Source organism: Dehalobacter sp. CP (genome assembly GCF_047652685.1).
In the GTDB taxonomy this organism is placed as follows: Bacteria; Bacillota; Desulfitobacteriia; order Desulfitobacteriales; family Syntrophobotulaceae; genus Dehalobacter.
The window spans coordinates 2457626-2484273 of the sequence record NZ_CP157399.1 but is presented as its reverse complement, the minus strand read 5'-3'; the positions used below and the strand labels follow the sequence as shown (position 1 = coordinate 2484273).

At 46.3% G+C, this 26648-nt stretch carries 22 protein-coding genes and 3 other annotated features; of the genes, 17 read left to right on the top strand and 5 right to left on the bottom strand.

What is annotated here, in order from left to right; all coding sequences use genetic code 11:
• The first annotated feature begins 55 nt into the window (after positions 1-55).
• The 3 genes from yqeK (at position 56) to leuS (ending at position 3821) form a co-directional block, all read left to right on the top strand.
• On the top strand, positions 56-640 hold the full coding sequence (gene yqeK / locus AAH944_RS12355; protein ID WP_415535157.1) for a bis(5'-nucleosyl)-tetraphosphatase (symmetrical) YqeK: 585 nt from the start codon (positions 56-58) through the stop codon (positions 638-640).
• 3 nt (positions 641-643) lie between these two features.
• The gene (rsfS, locus tag AAH944_RS12350) at positions 644-991 is read left to right on the top strand and encodes a ribosome silencing factor (RefSeq protein WP_415535156.1); all 348 of its coding nucleotides are present in this window, start codon (positions 644-646) and stop codon (positions 989-991) included.
• Positions 992-1058: 67 nt separating this feature from the next.
• Positions 1059-1253, top strand: a binding site (T-box leader).
• Positions 1254-1328: 75 nt separating this feature from the next.
• Positions 1329-3821: a leucine--tRNA ligase gene (gene leuS, locus AAH944_RS12345; RefSeq protein WP_415535155.1), complete on the top strand. Its 2493-nt coding sequence runs from the start codon at positions 1329-1331 to the stop codon at positions 3819-3821.
• Between the two features lie 6 nt (positions 3822-3827).
• Here leuS and AAH944_RS12340 read toward each other — a convergent pair whose 3' ends face one another.
• Positions 3828-4547 carry a type II toxin-antitoxin system prevent-host-death family antitoxin gene (locus AAH944_RS12340; protein WP_415535154.1) on the bottom strand — a complete coding sequence of 240 codons (720 nt, stop codon included), beginning with the start codon at positions 4545-4547 and terminating at the stop codon, positions 3828-3830.
• Positions 4548-4781: 234 nt separating this feature from the next.
• Positions 4782-5078, bottom strand: a complete 297-nt coding sequence (locus AAH944_RS12335; RefSeq protein ID WP_415535153.1) for a hypothetical protein — start codon at positions 5076-5078, stop codon at positions 4782-4784.
• Positions 5079-5281: 203 nt separating this feature from the next.
• Here AAH944_RS12335 and AAH944_RS12330 point away from each other — a divergent pair, with 203 nt between their 5' ends.
• From AAH944_RS12330 to holA, 6 genes are all read left to right on the top strand, one after another.
• Positions 5282-5884, top strand: coding sequence for a helix-hairpin-helix domain-containing protein (locus AAH944_RS12330; protein WP_415535152.1), 603 nt, complete (start codon positions 5282-5284; stop codon positions 5882-5884).
• Positions 5885-6073: 189 nt separating this feature from the next.
• Entirely contained in the window at positions 6074-6679 is a 606-nt protein-coding gene (locus AAH944_RS12325) for a DUF4131 domain-containing protein (RefSeq protein ID WP_415535151.1), read from the top strand.
• Positions 6680-6751: 72 nt separating this feature from the next.
• The gene (locus AAH944_RS12320) at positions 6752-8608 is read left to right on the top strand and encodes a ComEC/Rec2 family competence protein (RefSeq protein ID WP_415535150.1); all 1857 of its coding nucleotides are present in this window, start codon (positions 6752-6754) and stop codon (positions 8606-8608) included.
• An 84-nt stretch (positions 8609-8692) separates the two neighbouring features.
• The gene (locus AAH944_RS12315) at positions 8693-9211 is read left to right on the top strand and encodes a peptidylprolyl isomerase (protein WP_415535149.1); all 519 of its coding nucleotides are present in this window, start codon (positions 8693-8695) and stop codon (positions 9209-9211) included.
• A gap of 292 nt (positions 9212-9503) precedes the next feature.
• The gene (locus AAH944_RS12310) at positions 9504-10364 is read left to right on the top strand and encodes a methyl-accepting chemotaxis protein (RefSeq protein ID WP_415535148.1); all 861 of its coding nucleotides are present in this window, start codon (positions 9504-9506) and stop codon (positions 10362-10364) included.
• A 36-nt stretch (positions 10365-10400) separates the two neighbouring features.
• On the top strand, positions 10401-11465 hold the full coding sequence (holA, locus tag AAH944_RS12305; protein WP_415535147.1) for a DNA polymerase III subunit delta: 1065 nt from the start codon (positions 10401-10403) through the stop codon (positions 11463-11465).
• A gap of 125 nt (positions 11466-11590) precedes the next feature.
• On the opposite strand, the gene rpsT is transcribed toward holA, so the two are convergent.
• On the bottom strand, positions 11591-11863 hold the full coding sequence (gene rpsT / locus AAH944_RS12300; protein WP_415535146.1) for a 30S ribosomal protein S20: 273 nt from the start codon (positions 11861-11863) through the stop codon (positions 11591-11593).
• 274 nt (positions 11864-12137) lie between these two features.
• Positions 12138-12401, top strand: a binding site (T-box leader).
• 240 nt (positions 12402-12641) lie between these two features.
• On the opposite strand from rpsT, the gene AAH944_RS12295 reads away from it, so the two are divergent.
• From AAH944_RS12295 to AAH944_RS12275, 5 genes are all read left to right on the top strand, one after another.
• A complete protein-coding gene (locus AAH944_RS12295; RefSeq protein WP_415535145.1) occupies positions 12642-13832 on the top strand; it encodes an ABC transporter substrate-binding protein in 1191 nt (396 codons plus the stop codon).
• A 34-nt stretch (positions 13833-13866) separates the two neighbouring features.
• Positions 13867-14742, top strand: a complete 876-nt coding sequence (locus tag AAH944_RS12290) for a branched-chain amino acid ABC transporter permease (RefSeq protein WP_415535144.1) — start codon at positions 13867-13869, stop codon at positions 14740-14742.
• An 85-nt stretch (positions 14743-14827) separates the two neighbouring features.
• Entirely contained in the window at positions 14828-15823 is a 996-nt protein-coding gene (locus AAH944_RS12285; protein WP_415535143.1) for a branched-chain amino acid ABC transporter permease, read from the top strand.
• A 78-nt stretch (positions 15824-15901) separates the two neighbouring features.
• A complete protein-coding gene (locus tag AAH944_RS12280; protein ID WP_415535142.1) occupies positions 15902-16669 on the top strand; it encodes an ABC transporter ATP-binding protein in 768 nt (255 codons plus the stop codon).
• The gene (locus tag AAH944_RS12275; RefSeq protein WP_415537883.1) at positions 16662-17381 is read left to right on the top strand and encodes an ABC transporter ATP-binding protein; all 720 of its coding nucleotides are present in this window, start codon (positions 16662-16664) and stop codon (positions 17379-17381) included. Before AAH944_RS12280 ends, AAH944_RS12275 begins: the two co-directional genes overlap by 8 nt.
• Before the next feature lie 40 nt (positions 17382-17421).
• Here AAH944_RS12275 and AAH944_RS12270 read toward each other — a convergent pair whose 3' ends face one another.
• Positions 17422-18177 carry a Uma2 family endonuclease gene (locus AAH944_RS12270; protein WP_415535141.1) on the bottom strand — a complete coding sequence of 252 codons (756 nt, stop codon included), beginning with the start codon at positions 18175-18177 and terminating at the stop codon, positions 17422-17424.
• A 239-nt stretch (positions 18178-18416) separates the two neighbouring features.
• Positions 18417-21518, bottom strand: a complete 3102-nt coding sequence (gene ileS / locus AAH944_RS12265) for an isoleucine--tRNA ligase (protein WP_415535140.1) — start codon at positions 21516-21518, stop codon at positions 18417-18419.
• Positions 21519-21614: 96 nt separating this feature from the next.
• Positions 21615-21883: a binding site (T-box leader), on the bottom strand.
• Positions 21884-22115: 232 nt separating this feature from the next.
• Here ileS and spoIIP point away from each other — a divergent pair.
• The 3 genes from spoIIP to lepA all read left to right on the top strand — a co-directional run bounded on the left by spoIIP (position 22116) and on the right by lepA (position 26626).
• Entirely contained in the window at positions 22116-23084 is a 969-nt protein-coding gene (spoIIP, locus tag AAH944_RS12260; RefSeq protein ID WP_415535139.1) for a stage II sporulation protein P, read from the top strand.
• 54 nt (positions 23085-23138) lie between these two features.
• A complete protein-coding gene (gene murJ / locus AAH944_RS12255; RefSeq protein ID WP_415535138.1) occupies positions 23139-24698 on the top strand; it encodes a murein biosynthesis integral membrane protein MurJ in 1560 nt (519 codons plus the stop codon).
• A 122-nt stretch (positions 24699-24820) separates the two neighbouring features.
• Positions 24821-26626, top strand: coding sequence for a translation elongation factor 4 (lepA, locus tag AAH944_RS12250; RefSeq protein WP_415535137.1), 1806 nt, complete (start codon positions 24821-24823; stop codon positions 26624-26626).
• Positions 26627-26648 lie beyond the last annotated feature (22 nt).

The following is a 26648-nucleotide window of genomic DNA, read 5'->3' as shown; positions in this document are numbered from 1 at the left end:
AAGCTGCCGGTATCATGGACGGCAAGGAGCGCTAAACTAAGAGAGGTTGAACGTTGTGAACGACCGGCTGGAATATTTCAGGACTTTAGCCTCACGAAAACTTTCGCTGGAAAGATTTCAGCACACGCTTGGGGTAGAAGCTCTAGCCGTGGAACTTGCCCCGAAGTTCGGTGTAAAAGAGGGAGATGCGGGCTTAGCTGCGCTTACCCATGACCTGGCTAAGGAGTATATTTATCCGGAACAGCTGAAAAAAGCCCGGGAATGGGGCCTTATTCTTTATCCGGAAGATCTGGAAATTCCCCAGGTTATTCACGGAAGAGTCGCAGCTTATATGCTGCAGAACCTTTACGCGATAAAAAACGAGGATGTCCTGAATGCGGTTGCGAATCATACCTCGGGGAGACCGGGTATGTCCCTTCTGGAAATGTTGATTTACAGTGCCGATCTCACGGAACCCGGGAGGAATTTCCCCGGTGTAGACAAGCTTCGTCAGAAGTTGTATCATGACCTTAAGACAGGTACACTGGCTTGTGTGGAGCATACCTTGTACTATCTGAAGGAGAACAATAAACCGATTCATCCGCTGACGATTCTGACGTATGAAGATTTGAAAAATGGAAAAGCGTCTAAAGGAGGTTAGAATTTGGAAATAAGTCATGACCAGCTGCAGAAAGTAGTTGACTTTATTGATGATAAAAGAGGCGGAAATATTTTGACCCTTGACTTAAAGGGAATATCCGTCATTGCAGATTATTTTATGATTGCCACGGCAAACAGCACAACTCAGACCAAAGCAATTACCGAGTACCTTGCAGAAAAATTACCCGAGATCGGGATTTCGGTTTTAAGGATAGAAGGGCTTCCTGAAGCTCAGTGGGTGCTGATCGACTGTGGGGATCTGGTTATACATATTATGACACCAGATACCAGAGAGTTTTATAGTCTGGAAAGACTGTGGGCCGATGCCCGGGAAGTCGTATTATATAACTGATTTTTGATTCTATATAGAATTAAAATCTAAACGATTAAATCATTAATTTGAATATCCAATCTAATATTTTTACGCTTTGAAGGAAAGCAGTACCTGAAAGGGATGAATCAGAGAGACGGCGGTTGGTGTGAGCCGTTTTCACCAGGCGGGGAACTCGTTCTTGAGCAGTGTCCGGGCAGCAACGGATGCCGGTGAGAACCGTTATAATCTTTAAGCGCACAGAATTAGGGTGGTACCGCGGGAGCAAACTCTCGTCCCTTGGGGATGGGGGTTTTTATCTATTTTTGCAGAACAATTAAAGACTGTTCTGTTGGAAAGAACTTTGGAGGTCGGATCTATGCAGGAAAGATATTTGTTCAACGAGATTGAGTCAAAATGGCAGAAAGCCTGGCTGGAGAACAAAGCAGGAAAAACTGAGGAGAATAGCGGTAAAGAAAAGTTTTATGCACTTGCCATGTTTCCATACCCATCTGGAAATTTACATATGGGACATGTCCGCAATTATTCGATCGTTGATGTGATTGCCCGCTTCAAAAGGATGCAGGGCTATGATGTGCTGCACCCGATTGGCTGGGATGCCTTCGGCCTTCCCGCTGAAAATGCCGCGATCAAGCATCAGACACCGCCGGCAGAGTGGACCTGGAAAAATATTGCGAACATGAAGCGACAGCTTCAGGAGATGGGTATTTCCTACGATTGGGACAGAGAAGTTGCAACCTGCCACCCCGAGTATTACCGCTGGACACAATGGATTTTTAATCAGTTCTATCAACATGGTTTGGTCTATAAGAAGAAGGCCGCTGTAAACTGGTGCCCGTCCTGCGCGACAGTGTTGGCGAACGAACAGGTCGTGGACGGCGCCTGCGAGCGCTGCGATACACCTGTTACCAAAAAAGATCTGGAACAATGGTTTTTCAAAATTACGGATTATTCGGAGCAGCTCTTAAATGACTTGGATAAGCTTACAGGCTGGCCGGAAAAAGTAAAAACCATGCAGCGCAACTGGATTGGCCGTTCTGAAGGGGCCGAAGCTAGATTTAAAATTGAAGGCACCACGGATATGATCACTGTATTCACGACCAGAGTCGATACGATTTTTGGCGTGAGCTATGTGGTTCTTGCCCCGGAACATCCGCTGGTTACACAGCTCGTCAAAGGAACACAGTATGAACAAGGCGTGCTCGCTTTTATCGAGAAGATGAAAGGCTTGAACGAAATTGCGAGAACCTCATCGGAAGCAGAAAAAGAAGGTATGTTTATCGGAAACTACTGCATCAACCCATTAAGCGGAGAGAGGATCCCGATCTGGATTGCCAATTACGTTCTTCTCGAATATGGAACCGGAGCTGTTATGGGGGTTCCGGGACATGATGAAAGAGATTTTGCCTTTGCCGGGAAGTACGGTCTGCCGATCGCGAGAGTCATTCTTGATCCTAAAGTTTCCACTGCAGATAAAGATATGCCGATGAAAGAAGCGTATATTGAAGACGGGACCATGGTCAACTCCCTTGATTTTGACGGACTGGATAACCGGATGGCCTGGGACAGGATGGCTGCCAAACTGGAAAAGCTGCAGCTTGGTGAGCGTAAAATCAATTACCGCCTTAGAGACTGGCTGATTTCCCGTCAGCGCTATTGGGGTGCGCCTATTCCGATGATTTACTGTGATACGTGCGGCGTTGTGCCTGTGCCGGATGACCAGCTGCCGGTGCTGCTGCCTGATGATGTCGTGTTCAAGGCCGGTGAAAACCCGCTGACCACTTCCCAGAGCTTTGTGCAAACAACTTGTACGAAGTGCGGAGGCCCTGCCAGAAGAGAAACCGATACGATGGACACCTTCATGTGCTCTTCGTGGTACTATCTGAGGTATTGTGACCCGCGGAATCCGGATAAGGCTTTTGACGAAAAAAACGCTGCCAAATGGATGAACGTCGACCAGTATGTCGGCGGTGTCGAGCATGCGATCCTGCATCTGCTCTATTCACGCTTTTTTACTAAAGCCCTGAGAGATTTTGGCTACCTCCAGGTGGATGAGCCATTTGCGAATCTGCTTACCCAGGGAATGGTCTGCATGGACGGTTCCAAGATGTCCAAATCCAAAGGAAATGTCGTCAGCCCTGAGGAGATCATCGGCAAATATGGTGCAGACACGGCTAGAATGTTCATTCTGTTTGCTGCCCCGCCTGAACGGGATCTGGAGTGGAGCGAACAGGGTGTTGAAGGTTGCTACCGCTTTTTAAACCGTGTCTGGCGGCTTATTGTCCAGTATCAAGCTGCTCTGGCTTCTGCAGGAAATGGCAGTGCTACACGTGAATCCTTCGCGGAGCTCGATGCCAAAGCCAAACAAATGCGTTTTACCACGCACAGTACCATCAGGAAAGTTACCAATGATGTCGGCAGCAGATTTAATTTCAATACCGCGATCAGCTCCATTATGGAATTGGTTAACGCGCTTTACCTATATAAAGAAGAAAAAGATGCCAACCTGGCCGTTGCCAGAGAAGGCATTGAAACACTGCTGAAGCTCTTGGCACCGTTTGCGCCACATATCGCCGAAGAGCTCTGGGCAGAACTTGGAAACACCGAAAGCATTCATAAACAGGCTTGGCCCATTGAAGATGAGACGGCGCTGATCGAAGAGGAGATCACGATTATTCTCCAGGTAAACGGAAAAGTTCGCGACAAGGTTCAGGTCCCAGCCGAAATTTCTAAAGAGGGACTGGAAAAGATGATTCTGTCTTCAGAAAAAGTCAAACAGCACCTTGAAGGAAAAACCGTCATCAAAGTGATCACGGTTCCGGGTAAACTGGTGAATATCGTTGTGAGGTAAGACGGTTTAAGAAAATAGCTGTTCAAGAGGGACAGACAAGCCTTCAAAATATAGAGACTTGACCGTATCGTTGCTCTGATAAACGCGGTATTCCCTGATATCCTGTTCGGCAAAGCAGTATAAATACACTTCTCTGCGCCAGGGATTCACAATCCAATATTCCAATATACCGGCCTGCAGATATAAACTTAGTTTTTTCAGCAGGTCTTTTTTTTGTGTTGAATCGGACAATACTTCAAGAACCAGGGTAGGTACGCCGGTATACCTGCCTTTTTCATTGATATTTTCAGTATCGCAAATCACAATCATATCAGGCTGGACAACATTTTTATTGTCACTGACTGAAAGGGTTACGTCGAACGGAGAAGTCAGCGGACGGCATTTCTTGCCTTTGAAATAGTTGTACAGGACATTGGATATTTCCATGATGATGCACTGGTGGTCATAAGTAGGAGAAGCCAAAAGGTAGACCTCTCCGTCAATATACTCGTAGCGATTTTCACTTGATTCAGAGAGCATTAAAAAGTCTTCATACGTGATCTTTTCTTGGCCCCAGGAATAGCTTTCAGCTCTTTCAGCAACGACTGAAACATCTTTTCCGGGCTCCTCATAGCGTCTAACGACTACTGTTTTTTTGCCGTTTTTCGTGATAATAATGTCTTCAAACCAGGCTAGCTTCAGATAGCGGCCAAAATTATTCTGGGCTTCAGTTGAGGTAATTTCCATTAGAGCACCTCCACATTAGCTAATATAAAAAATTAGCTAATGCAATTGTAACATATTTACCAATTGTGTCAAATTTAAATATACAGTTAAAACCAGCCACGATTCGAATAGAGAATCGTGGCTGGTTTGCCACGGAAAATGACACACGAAGTGCCTGGTGTCAACACGTTAGGGATAACAAAGTGTTCAACTGGCCTAATGCTGCGGTGCAATTCAGAAGATCAGAATGAGGAATTAATAATAAGGGTATGGCCTGTAAGGCCCGTACGGGTAAGGGCCATAAGCATAACGGGAGCCGTAGGCCAGGCCTGCCCCGTAAGCAAAAGGAATACTCAGTGCTAAAGCGGCTATAGCCAGGAACGGAAGAAACAGAAATCCCGGGTTATTGGAATGAAACAGAATACCGTCCTGACGGACTTCAACAATTTGTCCGTGGTAGGTTTTACCGTCAAAGAGACTTACTGTGGCCTGATTCCCTGCATAAGGAGCAACAAGTTCATAATTCAGATGGGTTCCTCTAAATAATGTCATTGGGAGCGAGAGCACCTCCTTGTAAAAATTTGCCAGTTTCGGCTGATATATTCTATGTTTTGGAATAGAAATGGGAACATTCTCATGATCAGGTTTAAAGTTTAAGCGCGCTGATTAACTTGGAAACGGCAAAAAAATGTGATCCACACAAAGGAATTTGGAAGTAAATGGAGAATAATGGAAAAAGAGGGGGGTATGGACGTTTGGAGAAAAAGCTGAGGCTGCTTTGGTGGGGCATTTTGGGTGTATTACTGGTTCTGGCCGTTGTGAAACTGTTTTTGCCAGTAAACAGCCCGGTTGAAGTTAATCAGGCAGAAGAAAACAGGGAGATTGTGGTTTATATTTCGGGTGCAGTTGTGCATCCCGGTCTTTTGCGCCTCCCTTTGAATGCCAGGTTGGATGATGCGCTGCAGGCAGCGGAATTGACAGGTGAAGCTGACCTTGAAGTATTGAATCCTGCCCAAAAGCTCAAGGATGGACAAAAAATAATTGTGGCCTCAAAGAGTACCGGGACGGGTCAATTAACCGGAAATGAGGTCCAAAATAAGACTCAAAATAAGACCGAGAACAGCGTAGCTCAGTCGGCGGGTACAACAGACGGATTATCGACAAAAGTCAATATCAATACCGCAGGTATTAATGAACTGGATACTATTCCGGGGATCGGTCCGGCCTTAGCCCAGCGAATTATTGATTATCGTACGGAAAACGGGTGGTTCTCCGCACCGGAAGAGATTCAAAATGTTTCGGGGATCGGTTCAAAGACCTATGAGAAAATGGAGAAGTATATCTCTGTCGGTCCGTAACGTGATAAAACAGTATGTCTGAGGCAAGTCTGTGGGCCACAATATCCGCGTGCCATGAAGGACACAATCCGCAAATAGCCGCGCTGCGTTATCCTGCTCCGCTCATAGCGGAACTGCAGCTCTCAGACTGATCATAGGGTGTTTGCATACTAAAATGAAAAAAAGGTCATGAAGGGGCATGAAAGCGTCATGAAAGATAAACTGGTCAGTCAGGCTATAGCTGTGCTGACAGGTGGATTGCTGGCCGTTCAAAGTGAAAAAGAAGCAAGAATATTCATATTGGCCATCTGCTTGCTTTTAGTCATAGGAATCGTGGTTATCTGGAAACCACTCGATTTTTTTGGCAGGGCTTCCAAACCTGAAGCGGTACTGCTGGCCTGCGGGCTTTTAACAGGTTTTTTGTATGGGATGCCGGCAGAGAACAATATCGCTTCTCCGCTGCTTATAGAAAGAATTGAGATACAGGGCAGACTATCGGATTGGCGGATTGATGATAAGACCGGTCAGGGGATTTTCATCCTGGAAGATGTTTATCCCGGAACGGAAGAACGCTTGGGGGAAAAATACAGTTTTCGTGTTTACCCCGAAGAAGATGGGGTGTATATGAAGGGATGGGATCGGGTTAAGCCCGGAGACACCATCTTGGTCACAGCCAGGCTGGAGCATCCCAAACCTCCGGGAACAGAGGGCGAATTTGACCTTCCGCTTTATTATGCTGTAAGAGGCTTAAGTGGCACGATTACAGCCTTCGGGGAAGCTGATGTACTGGAGGAAGGTGTTCCGGGTTTTACCTGAAGGATACGTCAGCATGTACATGATATTCTGACTGCGTCCTGGCCGGAGCAAGCCGGTATTCTTGAAGGAATTTTGTTTGGGGATTCCAGCGGGATCTCTGCGAAAACACTGGAGATGTACAAGGCCGCAGGAGTCATGCATGTTTTTGCGGCTTCGGGATCTAATGTGGCCTTTGTGATGGCCCTGGCATGGCTGTCTCTGTTTGGCCTGCCCCGGAAAGCCAGGATTGTCGCAACGATTGGGGTTATCTTGTGTTATGCAGTCTTATGCAGCGGTAATCCGCCTATCTTAAGGGCAACCATTTTAGGAACCTCAGTCTTGATCGGCCGCTTAGGCAGTGGAAAGATGTCGCCGCTTAGATGGCTTCTCTTTGCTGCGTTGATTCTTTATTTATGGAATCCTTTATTTTTGCGTGATATAGGCTTTCAGCTTTCCTTTGCTGCTACTTGGGGAATGCTGGTTCTATCACCCCAGTTGATGAAAAATGCCTGGTTCGGCAGGCTGCCTGAATTACTGAGACTACCTGCAGCAGTATCATTTGGCGCTCAGATTGCCGTGATACCCATTATGACGAATGTTTTTCACAAACTGTCTTTGGCTGGGCTGATCACCAATATATGTATCCTTTTTATGCTCGGCGCGGTTCTGCAGATCGGGCTTATTGGAACGGTATTATCTTTTGTTCCGGGTATCCCATCCATTTTTTTTCAAGCTGCAGTATGGCTGCTTGAGATCTCTGACCATATATTGACGCTGATTGCATCTTTCCCCTGGGCCTATTTTTGGGTATTGAATCCCGGCATGATCTTCTGGATAGCCTGGTATGCACTTTTGGCAGGGGTGTTATTCGGTACGGAAAGAATAAAATTTATTTGGAGCGTACAGATCAGAAGACTCAGATCAGCTGCGAAGAGATTACGATTACTGCCCTGCCTGAGCAGAATAGGTGACACACTCAAGCCTGGTAAGAACGAAAATAAGCCGCACCATACGAAGCCGGGATATTTTAATCTGTGGGCTGCAAAGTTCCTGGATTCTACAAAACAACTAAGTTCTGCGAAACTGTTAAGTTTTATTAAATTTAGATATGTCTTCGCTTTGCTTATGATGATGCTGCTCTGGCACCCCTGGTCGGCCGGCAAGGCCCTGGAAATTTCGTTTATTGATGTGGGCCAAGGGGACTGTATCCTGATTCAGACGGCCCGAGAGAACCTGCTTGTCGATACCGGTCCCCGTAAGGAGAACTACAATGCAGCAGAAAAAATTGTGCTTCCTTATCTGATGGAAAAAAGAATAGGTAAATTGGCTTTTCTTTTTATCACGCACGAGGATGCTGATCATTTGGGAGGGGCGCAATATCTGCTGGCTAATTTGCCTGTGGCAGAAGTCGCAGTTCCCGAAGCGGGTGATAGAATAACAAATGAAGAATGGCAGTCGGGAATTCCGGCGGAATATTTCCGGAATTACAAAAAGTTTGTAACCCTCAAGGCAGGAGACCGTATCCACTTCTTTTCCGGGTTGCAGATCGAGATCATGGCCCCGGTCGAAGAAATAAAGAACACCGGAGCTGACCCAAATAATAATTCTTTGGTTTTGCAGCTGGAATATCTCGGATGGAAAATTCTGCTTACAGGGGACATGGAAGTAGAAGAAATGGAATCTATATTAGACAGAGGGGCTGACTGGAATTCGGATTTTATAAAAATTCCGCATCATGGCGGAAAAGGCTCACTGGATACAGCCTGGTTTGACAGAACCAATCCCCGGGCGGTGTTTGTTTCTGTAGGCAAAAACAGCTTTGGCCATCCTTCCCGGGAAGTTATCAGCTATTGGGACCAAAGAGGTGTACCCGTATATCGGACAGATATGGACGGTACAATACAATTAATCATCAATAAAAAGGGCTGTAAGATAACGACAGGCAGGTAAACTACTCATTTCTTTTTTATGTAAATTTATGCTATAATCAACAACTGAATGAATAATTCATACGTTGAAAAGGAGTTATCGATCATGGAAAAACCGATTGTGACGATTGAAATGGCCAACGGGGATGTCATGAAGGCCGAACTTTACCCTGAAATAGCCCCGAATACTGTCAATAATTTTATCTCATTAATTAAGAAGGGCTTCTATGACGGTCTGATTTTTCACAGAGTCATTCCTGGTTTTATGATTCAGGGAGGATGCCCGCAGGGTTCGGGAATGGGCAATCCAGGCTACAGTATCAAAGGAGAATTTTCCGGCAACGGCTTCATTAATGATCTGAAGCATAGCCGCGGAGTCCTGTCAATGGCCCGCTCCAGAATGGCAGATTCAGCTGGTTCTCAGTTCTTTATCATGGTTAATGATGCACCTCATCTAGACGGCCAATATGCAGCTTTCGGCAAGGTGATCGAAGGCATGGAATCTGTCGATCATATTGTATCTGTCGAAAGTAACTATCAGGACAGGCCCAATCAGGAACAGGTAATGAAAAGCGTAACCGTCGACACCAAAGGTGTAGATTACGCTGAACCGGAAACCGTCTAAATATTTTCGGTCTGAAACATTAAATTTGTCCAGTAAAGACTTAATTTTAATACGGAAATACAAAAAAATATCAAAGAACATGAATAAAAAGAGGAAGTGCATGGAAATAATACCAAATGAACATCTCTTTTCTCCTCCTCTTTCTTTCCCCTTCATCCGTTGAGGGGGACTTTTTTTGTTGTAAGATCCCAATGATCTTTGGTTGAAAAGTTATTTGTTCTGCGTTATAGTAGAGATAATTCAAAATAATTACTAAATAGGTCATTTTGTGAAGAGAGAGGAAGATATTTCTATGGATCTTGCAGAAAACCATGTAAAAAGCTATGAAGAAATCTTGGAAGCCTACGTGATGGTATTAGCCAATTTAAAAGAAATAATGCAGGAAGACGTTATGGTGCTGATTACGAATAGGACGGACGCGCTCTGTCACTACTCCGGCTATAAACTTAATACGAAGGTGGATTCAAGTTTTAAGGTTAGTGATCACCCTCACCTTGTTGAAGCGATGAGAACAGGTAAAATCAGATCGGATATTATGTCCAAAGAGAGATACGGTATCCCGTTTGCGTCATTCACATACCCAATTAAAGCACCCGATGGAGAAATCATTGGTTGTGTCGGAATCGGTAAAAGCCTAGAAAAAGAGGGCAGAGTTGAAGAAATTTCTCAAGGTTTAGCAGCAACGCTTCAGCAAGCAAACGCCGGATTGCAGGAAGTTGCCTCAGGATCACAAGGGCTTTCTTTCAAAATCAGCAATGTGGTAAAATCCGCAAATGAATCCGCCGTGAAAATTAAAGAAATTAATAAGGTCATTAGCGCCATTTCTGATATATCCTCACATTCTAACCTGCTGGGTTTGAATGCCGCAATTGAAGCGGCCCGCGCAGGAGAACAGGGAAGAGGCTTTGCGGTGGTTGCGGAAGAAATGCGTAAACTTGCCGCCCAAAGTAACGACTCAGCTAAAATGGTTAACGAAATACTTACTCAGATGAGAGAATCTATTGAAGGCATTATCAACGAAATCAACCAAATTGGCGGTATTGCTGAAAATCAGGCAGCAGCAACACAGGAAATCACCGCTGCAATCGAGGAAGTAAGTGAAAACTCACAAAACTTGGTTGAATTATCAAAAATAACCTTTGATTACAAATAAGAGAATTTCTTCTTAACTTCAAGGAGAAAATAGGATATGACATTAGATATAATCAAACATGATATAGAGAACCATGGTATTCCCTCCGTTTATCTCTGGTACGGCGAGGACCGTTATTCTCTCACCGAGGCTTTGAAACTACTGAAAAATTATTATCTGCTGGATGATCCTTCCGGCAGCAATACAGAACTTCTTAACGGAAAAGAACAAACCCGGGAAGAAATGATCCAGGCTGCCAATATGACAGCCTTTTTTTCCGGAAAACTAGTGGTTGTTGACGATCTTTCATATTTCAGTACGGGCAGGACCAAAGGCACTTCCGAACCGGAAAAAAGCACCGAAGAAACAGAACGATCCGATTCAGGGAGAGAAAGCGACCCGGATATCTTGCTGGAATACTGTCTGAACCCTAATCCGTCCACTTGCCTGGTTCTGATATCGGAAAAAGTAAACAAAGGCAGAAAACTGTTTAAGGAAATCAATAAAAACGGGAAAACAGTGGAATTTGCTTTTCCGAGGGGCCAGTCGGAATGGATGGCCTGGCTGCAAAAAGAAGCGCTTCAAAACGGGAAGAACCTGAGTGTTCCCGTCGCTTCGTTTCTTCTGGAATGGGCTGGTCACCAGACGGGGGCGCTCAGTCAGGAACTGGCCAAATTAGCTCTATATACCGGAGAAAAACAAAACATAGAAATTGAAGATATCCGGAAAATAAGTTTGCCGATGATCGAGACGACGGTCTTTGCGATGTTGGATGCCATCGCGGCAGAGAATACCAAAGACGCATTGGCCAGGCTTAGCGAAGTGCTCAGTCAGGAACATTACCTCAAGGTGCATACCATGATTGTCCGCCATATCCGGCTGTTGCTGGCAGCGAGCATTTGGCGGGCCCGCAAGGGCACAGTCAATGATTTTATGGGCACTGCAGGAATCAGGACATTCTTTGAAGGAAATAAACTCTTTCAGCAAGCGGGCTCTTTTTCAGCCAACAGATTGGCTGAGGCCATGGAAGATTGTCTTCAGACTGAGCTGGCGTTAAAAAGCAGCGGAGGGAACCCTCAGCTGCTACTGGAAATAATGGTTATACGATTATGTAAGAAATAACGTAATCATAAAAAGAGGATGCCTCAGGGTTCTGAGATATCCTCTCTAATGTCTATGGAGCGTGAAGCGTTTAAATAGCCTTCACGGATGCTGCGACGTCCATGGAGGGACTCGTGCAGCGTTGCTTAGCTGGCTTTATTACTCAAAGCCTGAAATTTTTTGGCCATTCTGGATTTTTTGCGAGCTGCTTTGTTTTTGTGGATCAAACCTTTGGCAGCAGCTTTATCAAGTGCACGGGAAGCCTTTTGCAGAGCTTCAACAGCATTTTCAGGATTATTGTTTACAGCTTCCTCAAAACGACGAATAGCGGTTCGTAAGGAAGATCTGGCAGCAGTATTCTTGGCATTCTGTAATTTGCTTAGTTGGACCCTCTTGATTGCTGATTTAATATTTGGCATACAGTCACCCCCTTCGAAACATCTAACTACCGCACGTTTTTTAGACAAAAGTTATTTTATCATATTTTAGCAATACTATGCAACTAAATTCTAAAAAAAGAATAACCCGCCTTTACGGATTACCATGTCAACCCTAAATCTTATACCATCCTGAAATATATTTTACTTTTTTACTATAGTGATACAGAACAAATAGGTACAGAACAAATATATTTCTAATTGACGAATCTCAAAACTCTGTGATAATATAGATTCAAATCAATAACATTATTGTATAAAAGTAATGATGGGGTAAAGTAAACGGTATGAGCTTTCCAGGGAGGAAACGTCTTAGACTGAAAGCGTTTCTATCGCATTGATCGTTGAAGGTTCACCCCTGAACTTCCGGACTGAAACCTTTGGGTAAGTAGGCCTGGACGGAGGCTCCCACCGTTAAAAGGGAGGGGGTATAAGGAAGAATAAAGTCCCGTACCTACTGAAAAGTGGGGTCTGCTTAGACCCAAATAGGGTGGTACCGCGAAGCACTTTCGTCCCTTCAGGGATGAGAAGTGTTTTTTTAGTTGGCTGCAAGGAGCGGCTAGCAAGGCCACGGATGTCCACGGACCACACCTAAGTTTCAGCAGGGAAAGATTTCTTTATTCGTACTCTTAAGAGAGGGCTGGAGTGATCCGGCTAACTGGGGTGGTACCGCGGAAGGCCACAGCTTTCGTCCCGGCGAAGGCTGTGGCTTGTTGTTTTCTGGTGTATCAGAAAAATATGAATGTAGGAGTGAAGGATGATGAAAAGAAAGTTCAAAGGTTTCACAGGGAGTATGGTAGTAGCTTTATTATTGGCGGTCAGCCTGATATTGGGGGGCTGCAGCTCCGGGAAGAGCAGTACGGCAGGCAGTGAGACAGCAGAACCTTACAAAGTGGGTGCGGTTCTCGATATCAGCGGGACTTCCTCTTCTTTGGGCACACCTGAACGCGATACACTGTTGATGATGGTGGACAAAATCAATGCCGAAGGCGGTATTCAAGGCCATCCGATTGAACTGATCATTGAGGACAATAAAAGTGATGAGACTGAGGCTGTACTTGCTGCGAATAAGCTGATCGAAAAAGGCGTCCTTGCAGTTTTAGGCGGCAGCTCCAGCGGAACCTCGATGGCCATCATTAAAACTGTCCAGGATGCGCAAACTCCGATGATTTCTCTGGCAGCAGCCAGCAGCATCGTTGAACCGGTTGCTGAAAGACAATGGGTATTTAAAACAGCCCAGAGCGATATTGTCATGATCAATAAAATCATGGAATATCTCAAGAAGAATAACATGACGAAGATTGCCTTTATGTATATGAACAATGCCTATGGCGACAATGGCAAGAAGGCCATCAGCGCTGCAGCTCCCCCCAATGGGATCACCATCGTTGCCGAAGAAAAATTTGACGCGACAGACAATGATATGACGCCGCAATTGACGAATATCAAGAGCAGCGGAGCTCAGGCAGTCGTCGTATGGGCGATTCCGCCTTCGGCCTCCATCCTGACGAAGAACTATAAAGATCTTGGACTGACGATTCCGCTCATTCACAGTCATGGCGTCGGTAATCAAAAGTTCATCGAACTTGCCAAGGACGCTGCTGACGGAGTGATCCTTCCAATCGGCAAGCTTCCAGTGGCCGATCAGATTGCGGATTCTGATCCGCAGAAAGCAGTGCTTACAAGTTATATCAATGATTACCAAAACAAATACAATACCGCACCCAATTCATTCGGTGGTTATGCGGCAGATGCTTTAAGTCTCTTGGTCAAGGCGATCGAAAAAGCTGGTCCGGACCGCAGCGCCATTCGGGATGAACTGGAAAAAACGCAGGGACTTGTCGGCGTATCCGGGGTATTTAATATGTCTGAACAGAATCATAATGGCTTAAGCGAGGATTCCGCCGTTTTGGTTCAGATCGAAGACAGCAAATGGAAAATATTACAGTAACGAGGGCGAAATTACAGTAACGGAGTGAAACCTGATGGGAGAACAACTACTGCAGCTATTATTCAGCGGGCTTACGCTTGGAAGTATTTATTCCATTATTGCCCTTATCCTGGTCATCACCTATAAAGTAACAGGCATATTAAATCTAGCCCTTGGGGAATTTCTGGTTATCGGGGCACTTCTGACGGTCAGTTTCAAATCAATGGGGATGCCGCTAATAGCGGCCTCCCTTCTCGCCATGGTTGTTGTCGCTTTGTTGGCGGGGGTGCTCGAAAGGCTGACGATCAACCAAGCCAGGGGAGCCAGCAGCCTGACGATGCTGATCATTACAATTGGTATTTCCATATCCTTAAGGGGACTGGCTCTCCTGATCTGGGGAACGGATACCTACTCTCTGCCCTCCTTTACGGCTAGCGGACCAATCATGGCAGGCGGGGCGGCACTCAATCCTCAGAGCATCTGGGTATTTTTGCTGGCAGCGGCAACACTGATCTGCGTCAACACTTTTTTTGGACGGACGTACTGGGGAAAAGCAGTTAAAGCTTCCGTCCTCAGTCCCATCGGAGCCCAGCTGCAGGGGATCAATCTGAGTACGATTTCCCTAGCCGCATTTGTTTTTTCAGGTGCTCTGGCTACCGCCGCAGGAATCTGCATCGGACCGGTGACGATGGTCACGTATGATATGGGCTTTATGTTAGGCGTCAAAGGTTTTATCGCGGCAACAATTGGCGGATTGGGCAGTATATCCGGAGCTGTTCTGGGGGGATTAATCCTGGGGCTTTTGGAAGCCTACAGTTCCGGACTGATTTCCTCCGGGTTGAATGATGCGATCTCTATTGTGATTCTTCTTGCAGTCCTTTTAATCAGGCCGGAAGGGATCCTGGGTGCAATCAGCGAGCGTAAAATTTAATCTTAAAACAGGGTTTCCTTTTGGTATTGATTTGATTTCTTTTGAGTAAGATTTACAGCATCATATGGTAAGGAGCGTATCTTTGGTGAAAAAGATTATATTTAAATTCAGCGGAGCTGTCATCATGCTGGTATTGTTGATTATCCCGCTCCTGCTTAACAGCAATTATCTTTATGGATTACTGATTGTTATCGGCCTGTATGCGATCGTTGTCCAGGGCTTGGGAATACTGATGGGTTATGCGGGGCAGGTGTCGTTTGGTCATGCGGCGTTTTTTGGTTTAGGCGCTTATACGGCCGCGATATTAACGACGCGTTTTCATTGGCCGTCACTGTTAGCCCTTTTGGCAGCAATTCTTTTTCCCGGAATTATTGCGGTCCTAATTGGCCGACAGACCCTTAAATTGCGCGAGCTATACCTTGCCCTCGCGACGCTCGGCTTTGGGATTTTAGTCCATATAGTATTTACCGAAGGCGGAGAAATAACCGGAGGGCCGTCCGGGATCAGCGGTATTCCGCATCTGGGCATTGGCAGTCTTATTTTAAACAGTGACAGGAAATTCTATATCCTGATCTGGATCATTCTGGTCCTGATACTGCTGGGAATACGAAATTTAGTCCGTTCCAGAACAGGCAGGGCCTTATGTGCGATCCGAGAGAGTGAGTATGCGGCAGAAAATGCCGGTATTGACTGTGTTAAGCTTAAGCTGCAGGCCTTTATTTTCAGTGCGCTGCTTACGGGTTTGGCAGGGGGCCTTTATGCTTTCTATATGACCTTTATCAGTCCGTCACCGTTTACTTTTCATGCTTCCGTCCAGTTTGTACTGATGGCAGTGATTGGCGGCCTGGGTACCTTTTGGGGACCTTTGCTTGGGGCTGTGGTCGTCGTGGCCTTAAACGAGATATTAAAAGAGTTGATACCGCTCATCGTTCCCGGAGCCGGCGGTGAATACCAGATCATTATTTACGGAATCATCCTGGTTGCACTCATGATATACCGTCCTCAGGGGTTAAGCAGTATCGGGGAATTCTTTCAAAGTTCAAAAAAGAGTCTGGTTCAAGATGGAAATGAAGTCAACTAACCTATATACAGAACGATGATTCAAATATCAAATAATGATAGATTTGCGTATCAATGCTATAGAAGGAGGGAAAGGGCCATGCTTCTGGAGCTACACAGAATTACAAAACATTTTGGCGGCATTATGGCTGTCAAACATGTGTGCTTTGGGGTTGAAGAAGCAAAAATCACAGCGCTTATAGGGCCTAACGGTGCAGGAAAAACGACGATTTTTAACTTGATTACCGGAATGTATCAACCGGATGAGGGTGAAGTGTTATTGGAAGGAAAGATGATCACCGGAATGAAGCCGTATAAGACAGCTCAGGCTGGAGTAAGCAGAACTTTCCAGAACCTGCAGCTTTTCGGCAGCATGACTGTGCTGGAAAATGTTATGACTGGTGCTTACCTGCAGGGAAAAAAAGGCTTCGTCAAGTCGTTTCTTTCTTCCCCTGAACGCTCTGCGGAAGAAAAGAAAATCAGGGTTGAATCCCTGAAACTGCTTGAAGAGGTTGGTTTAGCGGAGTCAGCTGGTCTGCCGGCAGCAGTTTTGCCGTTTGGACAGCAAAGACTGTTGGAAATTGCCAGAGCCCTTGCTTCTCAGCCCAAACTGATCCTGCTTGATGAACCAGCTGCAGGATTAAATGCTGCTGAATCTGAAATCCTGACAGAATATTTGAAAAAACTTCGCAGTCAAGGTATGACCATGATAATGATTGAACATGATATGGAAACGGTCATGGAAGCTGCTGATAGGATTGTTGTCCTAAATTTCGGGGAGGTGATCACCCAGGGAACCCCGGCAGAAATTCAGGCTCACCCGGAAGTGATCAAGGCCTATCTCGGAGAGGATGAGCAAATTGCTTAGTGTAAATGGTCTCAATGTTTATCATGGCTATGTGCATGCGCTGAAAAATGTATCCCTGAATGTCAGGCAGGGAGAATTGCTGGCGATTCTCGGAGCCAATGGCGCAGGCAAAAGTACCCTGCTAGGGACTCTCGCGGGGTTATACAAGCCTGCTGCAGGAGAAATCATTTTTCAGAACAAAAAGATAGCCGGCAAGTCACCGGAAAAAATCGTCAGAGCCGGTATCGCTCTTATACCGGAAAAAAGAGAGATATTCAGCGGGCTAAGCGTGATGGATAACCTGATGATGGGGGCTTTTCACCGTTATCGTCAGGACAAGGCGGATATCCCAAACGATGTGGAGAAAGTCTTGAAATTATTCCCTCTGCTGCAGGGAAGAGAAAAGGATTTGGCCGGTTCTTTAAGCGGCGGTCTACAGCAGATGCTGGCAATAGGCAGGGCCCTTATGGCCAGGCCCTCACTGCTGCTGCTCGACGAACCTTCCATCGGGCTGGCCCCGCTTGTCGTACGCGAGATCATGGCGATCCTGGTCGGGATGAAAGAGTCCGGCGTCACGGTCGTACTGGTCGAACAAAATACAAAAGCCGCCTTGAAAGTGGCGGACAGTGTACTCGTCATGGAGCGAGGTAGGATTGTTCACTACGGAAGCTCCAAAGAAGCAATCTCGGATGCTCTGCTTCAGGAGGCTTATTTGGGCCGGACCCGGATGTGAATATATTGCGGATTTACCCAGCGTATTTATCGCATAATTTCTACCATAATGATTTCAATGGAATAGATAAACCAGTGAAATATGGATGATCTACAACATCTTCATCCATGCCTGCTGCAGCTAAGACGTAGGAACCATCCCTGAGTACAAAACATTCGAGGGTTTTCTCAGCCGGATCGACCAGCCAGTAATGCGGGATCTTGGTCTTCTGGTAAATCTGCAGCTTCTGCAGACGATCTTTGCGCCTGCTGGATGGGGAAATGATTTCGACTACGATTGTTGGCTGGCCATTGATACGGGCTTCTTTGATGATCTGTTTTTGCTGCCCGGAAACGTAAAGAATGTCAGGCTGGACCACGTTGATATCTAATAATGTTACATCAAGAGGTGCCACAAATACTTCGCCTTCGGGATCATTTCCCCGAAAATGATCTTCAAGAATCCATGTCAACCGAAGCAAAACACGCTGATGGCTGACATTTGGAGCAGGCTCTTTTACCATAATGCCATCGAGAATCTCGATGCGGTAACCGGGTTCATCAGGTATTTTCAGATAGTCTTCGTAAGTCAGCTTCCTGGAAGATTCTGCGGTATATTCGTTTGATTTTTCCTGCACGGAAGAGGCGGTATTTGTGAGTGCGTTGAGAACATCTGCCAGTATATAGCGGTACTGCTTGCCGTTCAACTCGATAAACGGTATTTTTTTCTCACGTGTATATTTCCAAATAGTCTCGGTTGAAAGATCGAGTGCTTCAGCCAGCGCCTGGGCAGTCATAAGCTCCTTATCCATCGACATATCATGATCACCTCAATCAGATTATACAAATTAATACAACCAAAAACAACTAAAAATAATAAAAAATAACATGTACTTAGAAAATAATAGTAAAAAGCAAATAGTATCTTGTCGTCATCCTCAGCAAGATTCAAAAAAAATGCTGGTAACAGTCTGAAAAACTATTACCAGCATCATATCGGTTCAGGGTTACGTATTTTTGGGGTTTAGCCCAACATTATACGGTTGAGCCAAAGCATTTAGATCCGTTCGACCCTGACGCCGGAATCATGGTCATTCAGGTTCACCTTAGTCAGGTCTGCGGTACTCGGTGTTTTTTCGATACTTTCAGCGAGCGTTTCTATTTTGATGTATTCCTGATAGCTTTGAATCGCACTCGTGACTTGGTCATCCCCATCGAAATAGATCCTGATGCGGTCCATCATTTCAAAATCATTACTCTTGCGCATCTGCTGGACTTTGGAGACGAGCTCTCTGGCCAGACCTTCATCGATAAGCTCTCTGGTCAGCGTGGTATCAAGAATAACGAACAGGTTGTTTTCCATTGTGACCGTGAACCCTTCTTTGGCTGAAATCGACACGATGACATAGTCCTTGACGATATTTAGCTGTTCTCCATCCACATCCGCTGAGAGCGATTCTCCAGCCTCCAGGGCAGCCGCAGCCGTTGAAGCCTCCAGGCTTTCCAGTGCTTTGCCGAGGAGTTTGATTTTCGAGCCGAAGACGGGTCCGGCAGTTTTGAAGTTTGGCTTTAGAATGAAATTCATGAAGTCGATTAAGTTATTCGCAAAAATAACTTCTTTTACATTGAGCTCTTCCTGAATCAGTGGAATCAAATCGGCGATCAGGACTTCATATTTCCCGTCAACTAGGATTTGCTGGATCGGCTGACGGACTTTGATCCTGACCTGTTCCCGGGCAGATCTGCCGAGGGTGACTAAATTCCTGACCAAATCCATTCTGTTTTCGACGTTCTCATCGATCATAGTCGAGACATATTCCGGATAATCTGCCAGGTGGACCGAAGTCTCACCGGTCAGGTTACGGTAGATTTCTTCCGCCAGATAAGGTGCGAACGGTGCTGAGATTTTGGCGATGCCGACCAGGATTTCATACGTGGTGTTATAGACGGCCTTCTTGTCGTCCGACAGGCCGGAATCCCAGAATCTGCGGCGGGAGCGCCGGATATACCAGTTGGAGAGGTCCTCGCTGACAAATTCCTGTATTTTTCGAACTGCTTTGGTCAGATCATAGACAGCGAGATTGGTCTCAACGTCATTGAGCAGGCCGTGATATTTGGAGAGAATCCACCTGTCGAGCTCCGGCCGCTTTTTGTATTCAATATAGAAATCGCTCGGGTCAACCTCATCGGTATTCGCATAGAGCGCAAAAAAGGTATAGACGTTGCGGAGTGTCCCAAAGAACTTGCTCTGGACTTCCTTGAGGCCTTCGATATCAAAGCGTTTAGGTGTCCAGGCCGGAGACACATAAAGCAAATACCATCTGAGCGTGTCGGCGCCGTACTGGTCAAACAGTTCAAACGGGTCTACCGTGTTGCCTTTGGATTTGGACATTTTCTGTCCCTGCTTGTCTAAAACCAGATCGTTGACCAGGACCCGCTTATACGGGGAACGGCCCATCACAAAGGTCGAGATCGCGAGCAGGGAGTAGAACCAGCCGCGGGTCTGATCAATCCCTTCACAGATAAAATCAGCCGGGAACAATTCATGGAAGTTCTCTTTGTTTTCAAACGGATAATGATGCTGAGCATAGGGCATCGCACCGCTGTCAAACCAGCAGTCGATCACTTCACTGACCCGGGTCATTGGTTTACCGCACTTCTCACAGAGGATATGAACATCATCGACGTAAGGCCGGTGTAGTTCGATGGTTTCGTCAATTGTTTCAACCGCTTTTTCCACAAGCTCTTTTCTGGAACCAATGGAAGCAGTATGGCCGCATTCGCAGCGCCAGATATTCAGCGGAGTCCCCCAGTAGCGGTTACGGGACAATGCCCAGTCATTGACATTTTCAAGCCAGTTGCCAAAACGTTTTTCACCGACAAAGTCGGGATACCATTCTACCGTTTTGTTATTGGCTACAAGCTGGTCTTTCAATTTGGTCATCGCGATGTACCAGCTAGGTTTGGCGTAGTACAGCAAAGGGGTCTGACAGCGCCAGCAGTGCGGGTAATTATGCTCCATTTTTTCCTTTTTAAACAGTTTGCCTTCGGCATGCAGCCACTTGATGATATCCAGGTCGGCATCCATCACAAAGCTGTCCTTCCAAGGCGTTGCGATGAATTTGCCCGATTCGTCCACCGGCTGAAAAACCGGCAGGTTGTACCGCTTTCCGGTGTTATAGTCGTCCTCGCCAAAAGCGGGTGCGGTATGAACGATCCCGGTGCCGTCCTCTGTCGTGACATAATCGGCAGTTGTCACAAAAAAAGCTTTTTTGTCGGCGGTTAAAAACGGCATCAGCTGTTCATACTCCATATATTCAAGCTCAGTGCCTTTTAATTCCTGCAGGACTTCATAATTGCCGCCGAGTACTTTCGGCGCAAGCGTCTTTGATAAATAATAGATCTCATCATTGCTGCGGACTTTGACGTAGGTCTCAGTCGGACTGACTGTGAGTGCCGCATTGGAGGGCAGGGTCCACGGTGTGGTCGTCCAGGCCAGGAAATACTCGTCAACTCCTTTGCGCTTAAATTTGGCGATGACGGTATTTGTTTTAATTTCTTTATAGCCCAGCGCGACTTCATGGGAAGCAAGTCCGGTTCCGCATCTGGAGCAATACGGAAGAATCTTGTGACCTTCGTACATATAGCCTTCTTTGAAGAATTTGTCCAGAATCCACCAGACGCTTTCAATATAATTGTTATCCAGGGTAATATACGGATGATCCAGGTCAATCGAATAACCCATCCGGACCGTCATTTCGCGCCACTGCTTTTCATACGTAAACACAGAGTCGCGGCATTTTTCATTGAACTGGGCGATCCCATACGCTTCTATACCTTGTTTGTCGGAAAGATTCAGCTGTTTTTCAACTTCGATTTCCACCGGCAGTCCGTGCGTATCCCATCCGGCCTTCCGTTTGACCTGAAAACCTTTCATGTTCTGATACCGGCAGACGGAATCCTTCAGGGTTCTGGCCATGACATGGTGAATACCCGGCTTGCCGTTGGCTGTCGGCGGACCCTCATAAAACACGAACGGTTCCGCGCCTTCACGGTTTTCAATTGTCTTCTGCAGAATATCAATCGAATTCCAGTAATCCGATATTTGTTTTTCCCGTTCAGCAACGGGCTTTTCAGCTAAAGATTTAAATTTTTCCATAGAGATTCTCCTTTATCAATTCATTAATGACTGTTAGTTCTTCGTCAACGCTCAAGTTATAATATGAAAAAAGTAAAAATCCCTAAGTATAAATAACTTAGGGACGACTAAACCGCGGTACCACCCTGATTATATGTCTGAGGTACATTAAAATACGTCAAACACATCACTCTTGCCCGTTAACGCAGGGCAGGCGGAACTTCTTACTGGGACCCTGTTAATTGATCACTTGACAGTGACAAGGTACATATTTCTGAAGTTCAGCTCCCGGGTGATTTTCACTTGAAAGTCAGCCGCAATCTCTCAGCATTCGATTGCTTTCTGTGGACTTTCTTTTAAGCTACTGTCCCATTCCTTGCTGCTTGATACTTGAATTGTCTTCAAATTATATCTATTATATGACATCTCAGGCGAAAATGCCAAGTACATCTTAAAAATTCTGCACGGTATAAATTCAACGTTAATGCAGGTGTAAATATTAAGGATATTTCAATGTTCTAAGACGGGTTTGTCCTTCATATTCCTAATTATGGAAAGGAGGAGATTATCCTGTTTTTTTGGAATACCCGTCTGAAAGCTGTTGGGGTCATACTACTCTTGGCACTGCTTGCATTTTCTGTTTACTTCTGCATTTCCAATGATAGTTTTCAGTATACCATAAAAATACTTTGCGAAAAAAGTTTTCCGTTTGAGCTTCTACTTCTGGAAGGCGCCCCGGGGATGTCTTATCCGCAGCGGACTTATATCAATGATACACGGAATTCCGCTGCAGGGATCGGGATGTATCTGCTGACCGGAGTCAACATATCCGATGCCCGGACGTATTTTTTAAGTTTTTATGCGCCTCCTTCCGAAGGGCCGACCTGGCTGGGCTGGGCCTATTATCCCAATGATCCTGAAATGGAGGGACCGCTGCTCGAGCCCCTTGATAATCCGTTCTATCATGACCCTGAACCAGTTAAAAGTGCGCAGGATGTCCTGGTGGGTATCTATCACACCCACAGTGCAGAGTCCTATTCGGGGGATGGCGGTGCAGATCGGTCAGCTGGAGGTGAAAACGGAGATATTGTGGAGATTGGACGGCTATTGGCTGAAAAATTGAACCAGGCAGGGATCAATACGGTACATTCCGAGGAGGTTAATGATGCTATCTATATCCAGGCCTACAGTCATTCCTATCTCGTAGCAAAAAAATTACTCGAGGAAAACCCAACAACCCGTTTGCTGATCGATCTTCACCGAGACGGACTTCCTTCCCAGGTGGGCAAAGATACTGCAAAGATTAACGGACAGGAGTGCGCCAGGGTCATGATTGTGATCGGTCAGAAAAATCAAAACTGGGAAAAGAATGATGCAATTGCGCGTGAAATTATTAAGATTGCGGAGAAAAATTACCCGGGACTGTTTTTCCCGAAAATTCGCTATGCCTCAGAAGCACGCTATAACCAGTATCTCACGGACGGGGCAATCCTGCTGGAAATTGGCAGTCAGCTAAACACGTTGGAGGAAGCACAGGCTGCAGCCGGACCCATAGCCGAAGTATTGAAGGAATATCTCGGTAAATGATATAATCTGCAGTAAGTGCATTTCTTTGTATATAGAAAGGTCCTTCAGCATCACATGACAAACAATCAAAAAATGATGAAAGCGGCAGGCTTCATGATGGCTGCCAACCTTGTTTCCAGGCTTCTCGGTTTTGTCAGGGAATCCCTGATGGCAGGACTGTTCGGAAAAACGGCGGCTACAGATGCGTATAATACGGCTTTTATTCTTCCTGACCTGCTCTACTGGCTGTTGGTCGGAGGGGTGTTGAGTGCTGCCTTTATCCCTGTCCTATCCGAATATATTGCCAAAGAAAAGGAAAAAGAAGGATGGAAAGTCGTCAGCTCGGTAACCAATGCGACATTTCTTCTGCTCTGTATCCTGGTTATCGCAGGCATGCTGCTGACTCCGAAGTTTATTGAGATGCAGGTACCCGGATTTAGTCCGGCGAATAAGGAACTTACCATCTATCTTACCCGTATTTTGCTGCTGCAGCCGGTCATTCTGGCTTTGAGCGGGATTACGATGGGCATCCTGAACTCGTACAAAATATTTTGGCCGTCCGCGCTGGGGACGGTCCTTTACAATGCCAGCGTCATCCTATTTGGAGCGCTTTGGGCTAATTCCGGTGAAGCCCGGAGTATCTCCGGTTTTGCGTTTGGGGTCGTCATCGGTGCTGCAGCTAACTTTCTTGTTCAGGTGCCTTCCCTGCGAAAGGTTGGCTTCCGCTACTATCCAATGATCGATCTGAAACATCCCGGGGTCCGGAAGATTATGGTCTTGGCTGTCCCGATGATTATCATGTACACCTTGAATCAATTTCAAGTCATTGTGAATTCCAACCTCGGTTCTGCGCTTGATCCGGGAAGCTTGACTGCGGTCTGGTACTCTTACCGTCTTTTCCAAGTCCCGGTCGGAATCTTCGCGCTGGCCATCGGTGTCGCTGTTTTTCCGACCTTAACAGAGCAGGCTGCTCTGAAAAAGGCCAAAGATTTTCTCGAGACGATCTCGAGTGCAATTCGGCTGATTATCTTTATTACGGTTCCAATATCGATTGGGATGGTCGTTCTGCGCTTTCCTTTGATCCGGGTTCTGTTCCAGCATGGTGAATTCAGTGCGGGGGATACGGATATCATGGCTGTGCCGCTGCTGTATTTTTCGCTGGGGATTACCGCTCAGGCTATTATTCAGATTCTGCCGCGCGCTTTTTATGCAATGCAGAACACCTGGATTCCGGTTATTCTTGGTCTCGTCGCCATGGCTGCCAGCATAATCTGGATGTACATTTTAGTAGGTCCTTTGGCTTGCGGCGGCTTGGCCCTGGCTGTAACTCTCGGAGCCATTATGCAAATGCTCTTGCTGTTTATCGTACTGCGCCGCAAGCTCGGCAAAATTGACGGGCGCAGAATTGCAGCCGTGTTTGGTAAAACCCTGGCAGCCGCTTTGGCTATGGCAGCTGTCGTCATGATTTGGGCGAATCTGCTGACCATTTGGGTCGGAATTGGCAAAATGGGCTCCACGATTGTTTTAATCAGCGGAGCACTCGTAGGCATGCTCGTGTTTTTTATAGTTGCCCGTCTGCTGAAGATGGAAGAGTACCAAATGGCCATCGAGATGCTGATCAAACGACGCAAATAAGGAGGACCGGGGGACAAAAGGACTCCCCCTGTCCCCCGGAATTCCGGAGCCGCCTTGCTTTTCAAGGCGGTAGTTTGGTATAATGATATGCTGGCATTATATTCGGGGAGAGAAGAAAATCCATGGCAAACGCTTCATCTAAAATCAGAAATTTTTCGATTATTGCCCATATCGATCACGGCAAATCTACTCTTGCCGATCGGCTGATTGAGTATACCGGAACCATGTCCACCCGGGAACTCAAGGAGCAGGTTCTCGACTCCATGGATTTGGAACGGGAGCGTGGTATTACCATCAAACTGCAGGCAGTCCGTTTGCGCTACAAGGCAAAAGACGGAGAGGTCTATGAGCTGAATCTGATCGATACTCCCGGACATGTTGACTTTTCTTACGAAGTTTCCCGGAGTCTGGCTGCCTGCGAAGGGGCTTTGCTGGTGGTCGATGCGGCCCAGGGTATTGAGGCCCAGACTCTTGCCAATGTCTATCTTGCTTTGGAAAATGACCTGGAGATCATTCCGGTTATTAATAAAATAGATCTGCCAAGCGCAGAACCTGACAGAGTCAAACAGGAGATTGAAGATGTGATTGGGATTGACGCGAGTGAGGCGATCCTCGCATCGGCCAAAATGGGGATTGGGGTCGAAGAGATCCTGGAAGCCATTGTCAAGAGGATTCCTCCGCCGAAGGGCGATGACGAAGAACCTTTAAAGTCATTGATTTTTGACTCAAAGTTTGATTCCTACAAAGGTGCGATCCCTTATATTCGATTATTTGACGGTAAAGTCTCCAAAGGAACGAACATCAGGATGATGTCCACCGGAAAAATGTTTGAAATCACCGAAGTTGGTGTTTTTACCCCAGGAATGACGATTGTCGATGAGCTGAGGGCAGGCCAGGTTGGCTATATCGCAGGCAGTATCAAGAATGTTGGGGATACCCGCGTTGGGGATACCGTGACGGATAACGACCATCCGGCTGCGGAACCGCTAGCGGGTTACCGCAAAGCGGTGTCGATGGTTTTTTGCGGCCTTTATCCGGTTGAAACCTCCGACTTTGACAGGCTGAAGGATGCGCTGGAGAAACTTCAGCTGAATGATGCGAGTTTAATGTATGAAAATGAAACGTCCGCAGCGCTGGGCTTTGGTTTCCGCTGTGGCTTCCTGGGTCTCCTGCACATGGAAATCATCCAGGAGAGACTTGAGAGGGAATTCGGTCTCAGTATTATCACGACTGCACCGAGCGTTGTTTATAAAGTCAATACCACGGCCAAGGAACAGATCTTTATTGATAACCCTGCGCTTCTGCCGCCTGAAGGAAAGATCGAATCGATTGAAGAGCCTGTGGTCAAGGCTACGATTATGGTACCCTCCGAGTACGTAGGTACCATTATGGAACTGAACCAGGAGAAAAGGGGTACGTTCCTAAACATGGATTACATCACCGCTTCCCGGGTTAGTCTTTATTATGAGCTCCCGTTAAGCGAAATTGTTTACGATTATTTTGATCAGCTCAAATCCCGAACCAAAGGGTATGCGTCTCTGGATTATGAACTGATTGGATACAAGGAAGCGGATCTTGTGAAACTCGATATCATGCTGAACGCTGAAATTGTCGATGCACTCTCTTTCATTGTCCATAAAGACAAAGCATATTCCCGTGGACGCAAACTTGTTGAAAAGCTGCGCAGCCTGATCCCGCGGCAGATGTTTGAGATACCTGTCCAAGCCGTGATCGGAGCAAAGGTCATTGCCAGGGAGAATATCCGGGCTATGCGCAAAGATGTTCTGGCCAAATGCTACGGCGGTGACATTTCCCGGAAACGCAAACTGCTGGAAAAGCAAAAAGAAGGCAAGAAACGCATGAAACAAGTTGGCAGCGTGGAAATACCCCAGGACGCTTTCATGGCCGTGCTCAAGATGGACGATTAATTTTTTGCTTTGCTCGGGTTAG

What these genes read in the sequence shown, in the direction of transcription:
- AAH944_RS12335 (WP_415535153.1), bottom strand. Translation starts at nt 5,078, where the DNA reads ATGACATTATTTAGAGGAACCCATCTGAATTATGAACTTGTTGCTCCT.
- AAH944_RS12325 (WP_415535151.1), top strand. Translation starts at nt 6,074, where the DNA reads ATGAAAGATAAACTGGTCAGTCAGGCTATAGCTGTGCTGACAGGTGGA.
- AAH944_RS12315 (WP_415535149.1), top strand. Translation starts at nt 8,693, where the DNA reads ATGGAAAAACCGATTGTGACGATTGAAATGGCCAACGGGGATGTCATG.
- AAH944_RS12280 (WP_415535142.1), top strand. Translation starts at nt 15,902, where the DNA reads ATGCTTCTGGAGCTACACAGAATTACAAAACATTTTGGCGGCATTATG.
- AAH944_RS12295 (WP_415535145.1), top strand. Translation starts at nt 12,642, where the DNA reads ATGAAAAGAAAGTTCAAAGGTTTCACAGGGAGTATGGTAGTAGCTTTA.
- lepA (WP_415535137.1), top strand. Translation starts at nt 24,821, where the DNA reads ATGGCAAACGCTTCATCTAAAATCAGAAATTTTTCGATTATTGCCCAT.
- murJ (WP_415535138.1), top strand. Translation starts at nt 23,139, where the DNA reads ATGACAAACAATCAAAAAATGATGAAAGCGGCAGGCTTCATGATGGCT.
- ileS (WP_415535140.1), bottom strand. Translation starts at nt 21,518, where the DNA reads ATGGAAAAATTTAAATCTTTAGCTGAAAAGCCCGTTGCTGAACGGGAA.
- rpsT (WP_415535146.1), bottom strand. Translation starts at nt 11,863, where the DNA reads ATGCCAAATATTAAATCAGCAATCAAGAGGGTCCAACTAAGCAAATTA.
- AAH944_RS12340 (WP_415535154.1), bottom strand. Translation starts at nt 4,547, where the DNA reads ATGGAAATTACCTCAACTGAAGCCCAGAATAATTTTGGCCGCTATCTG.
- AAH944_RS12310 (WP_415535148.1), top strand. Translation starts at nt 9,504, where the DNA reads ATGGATCTTGCAGAAAACCATGTAAAAAGCTATGAAGAAATCTTGGAA.
- leuS (WP_415535155.1), top strand. Translation starts at nt 1,329, where the DNA reads ATGCAGGAAAGATATTTGTTCAACGAGATTGAGTCAAAATGGCAGAAA.
- AAH944_RS12290 (WP_415535144.1), top strand. Translation starts at nt 13,867, where the DNA reads ATGGGAGAACAACTACTGCAGCTATTATTCAGCGGGCTTACGCTTGGA.
- holA (WP_415535147.1), top strand. Translation starts at nt 10,401, where the DNA reads ATGACATTAGATATAATCAAACATGATATAGAGAACCATGGTATTCCC.
- AAH944_RS12270 (WP_415535141.1), bottom strand. Translation starts at nt 18,177, where the DNA reads ATGTCGATGGATAAGGAGCTTATGACTGCCCAGGCGCTGGCTGAAGCA.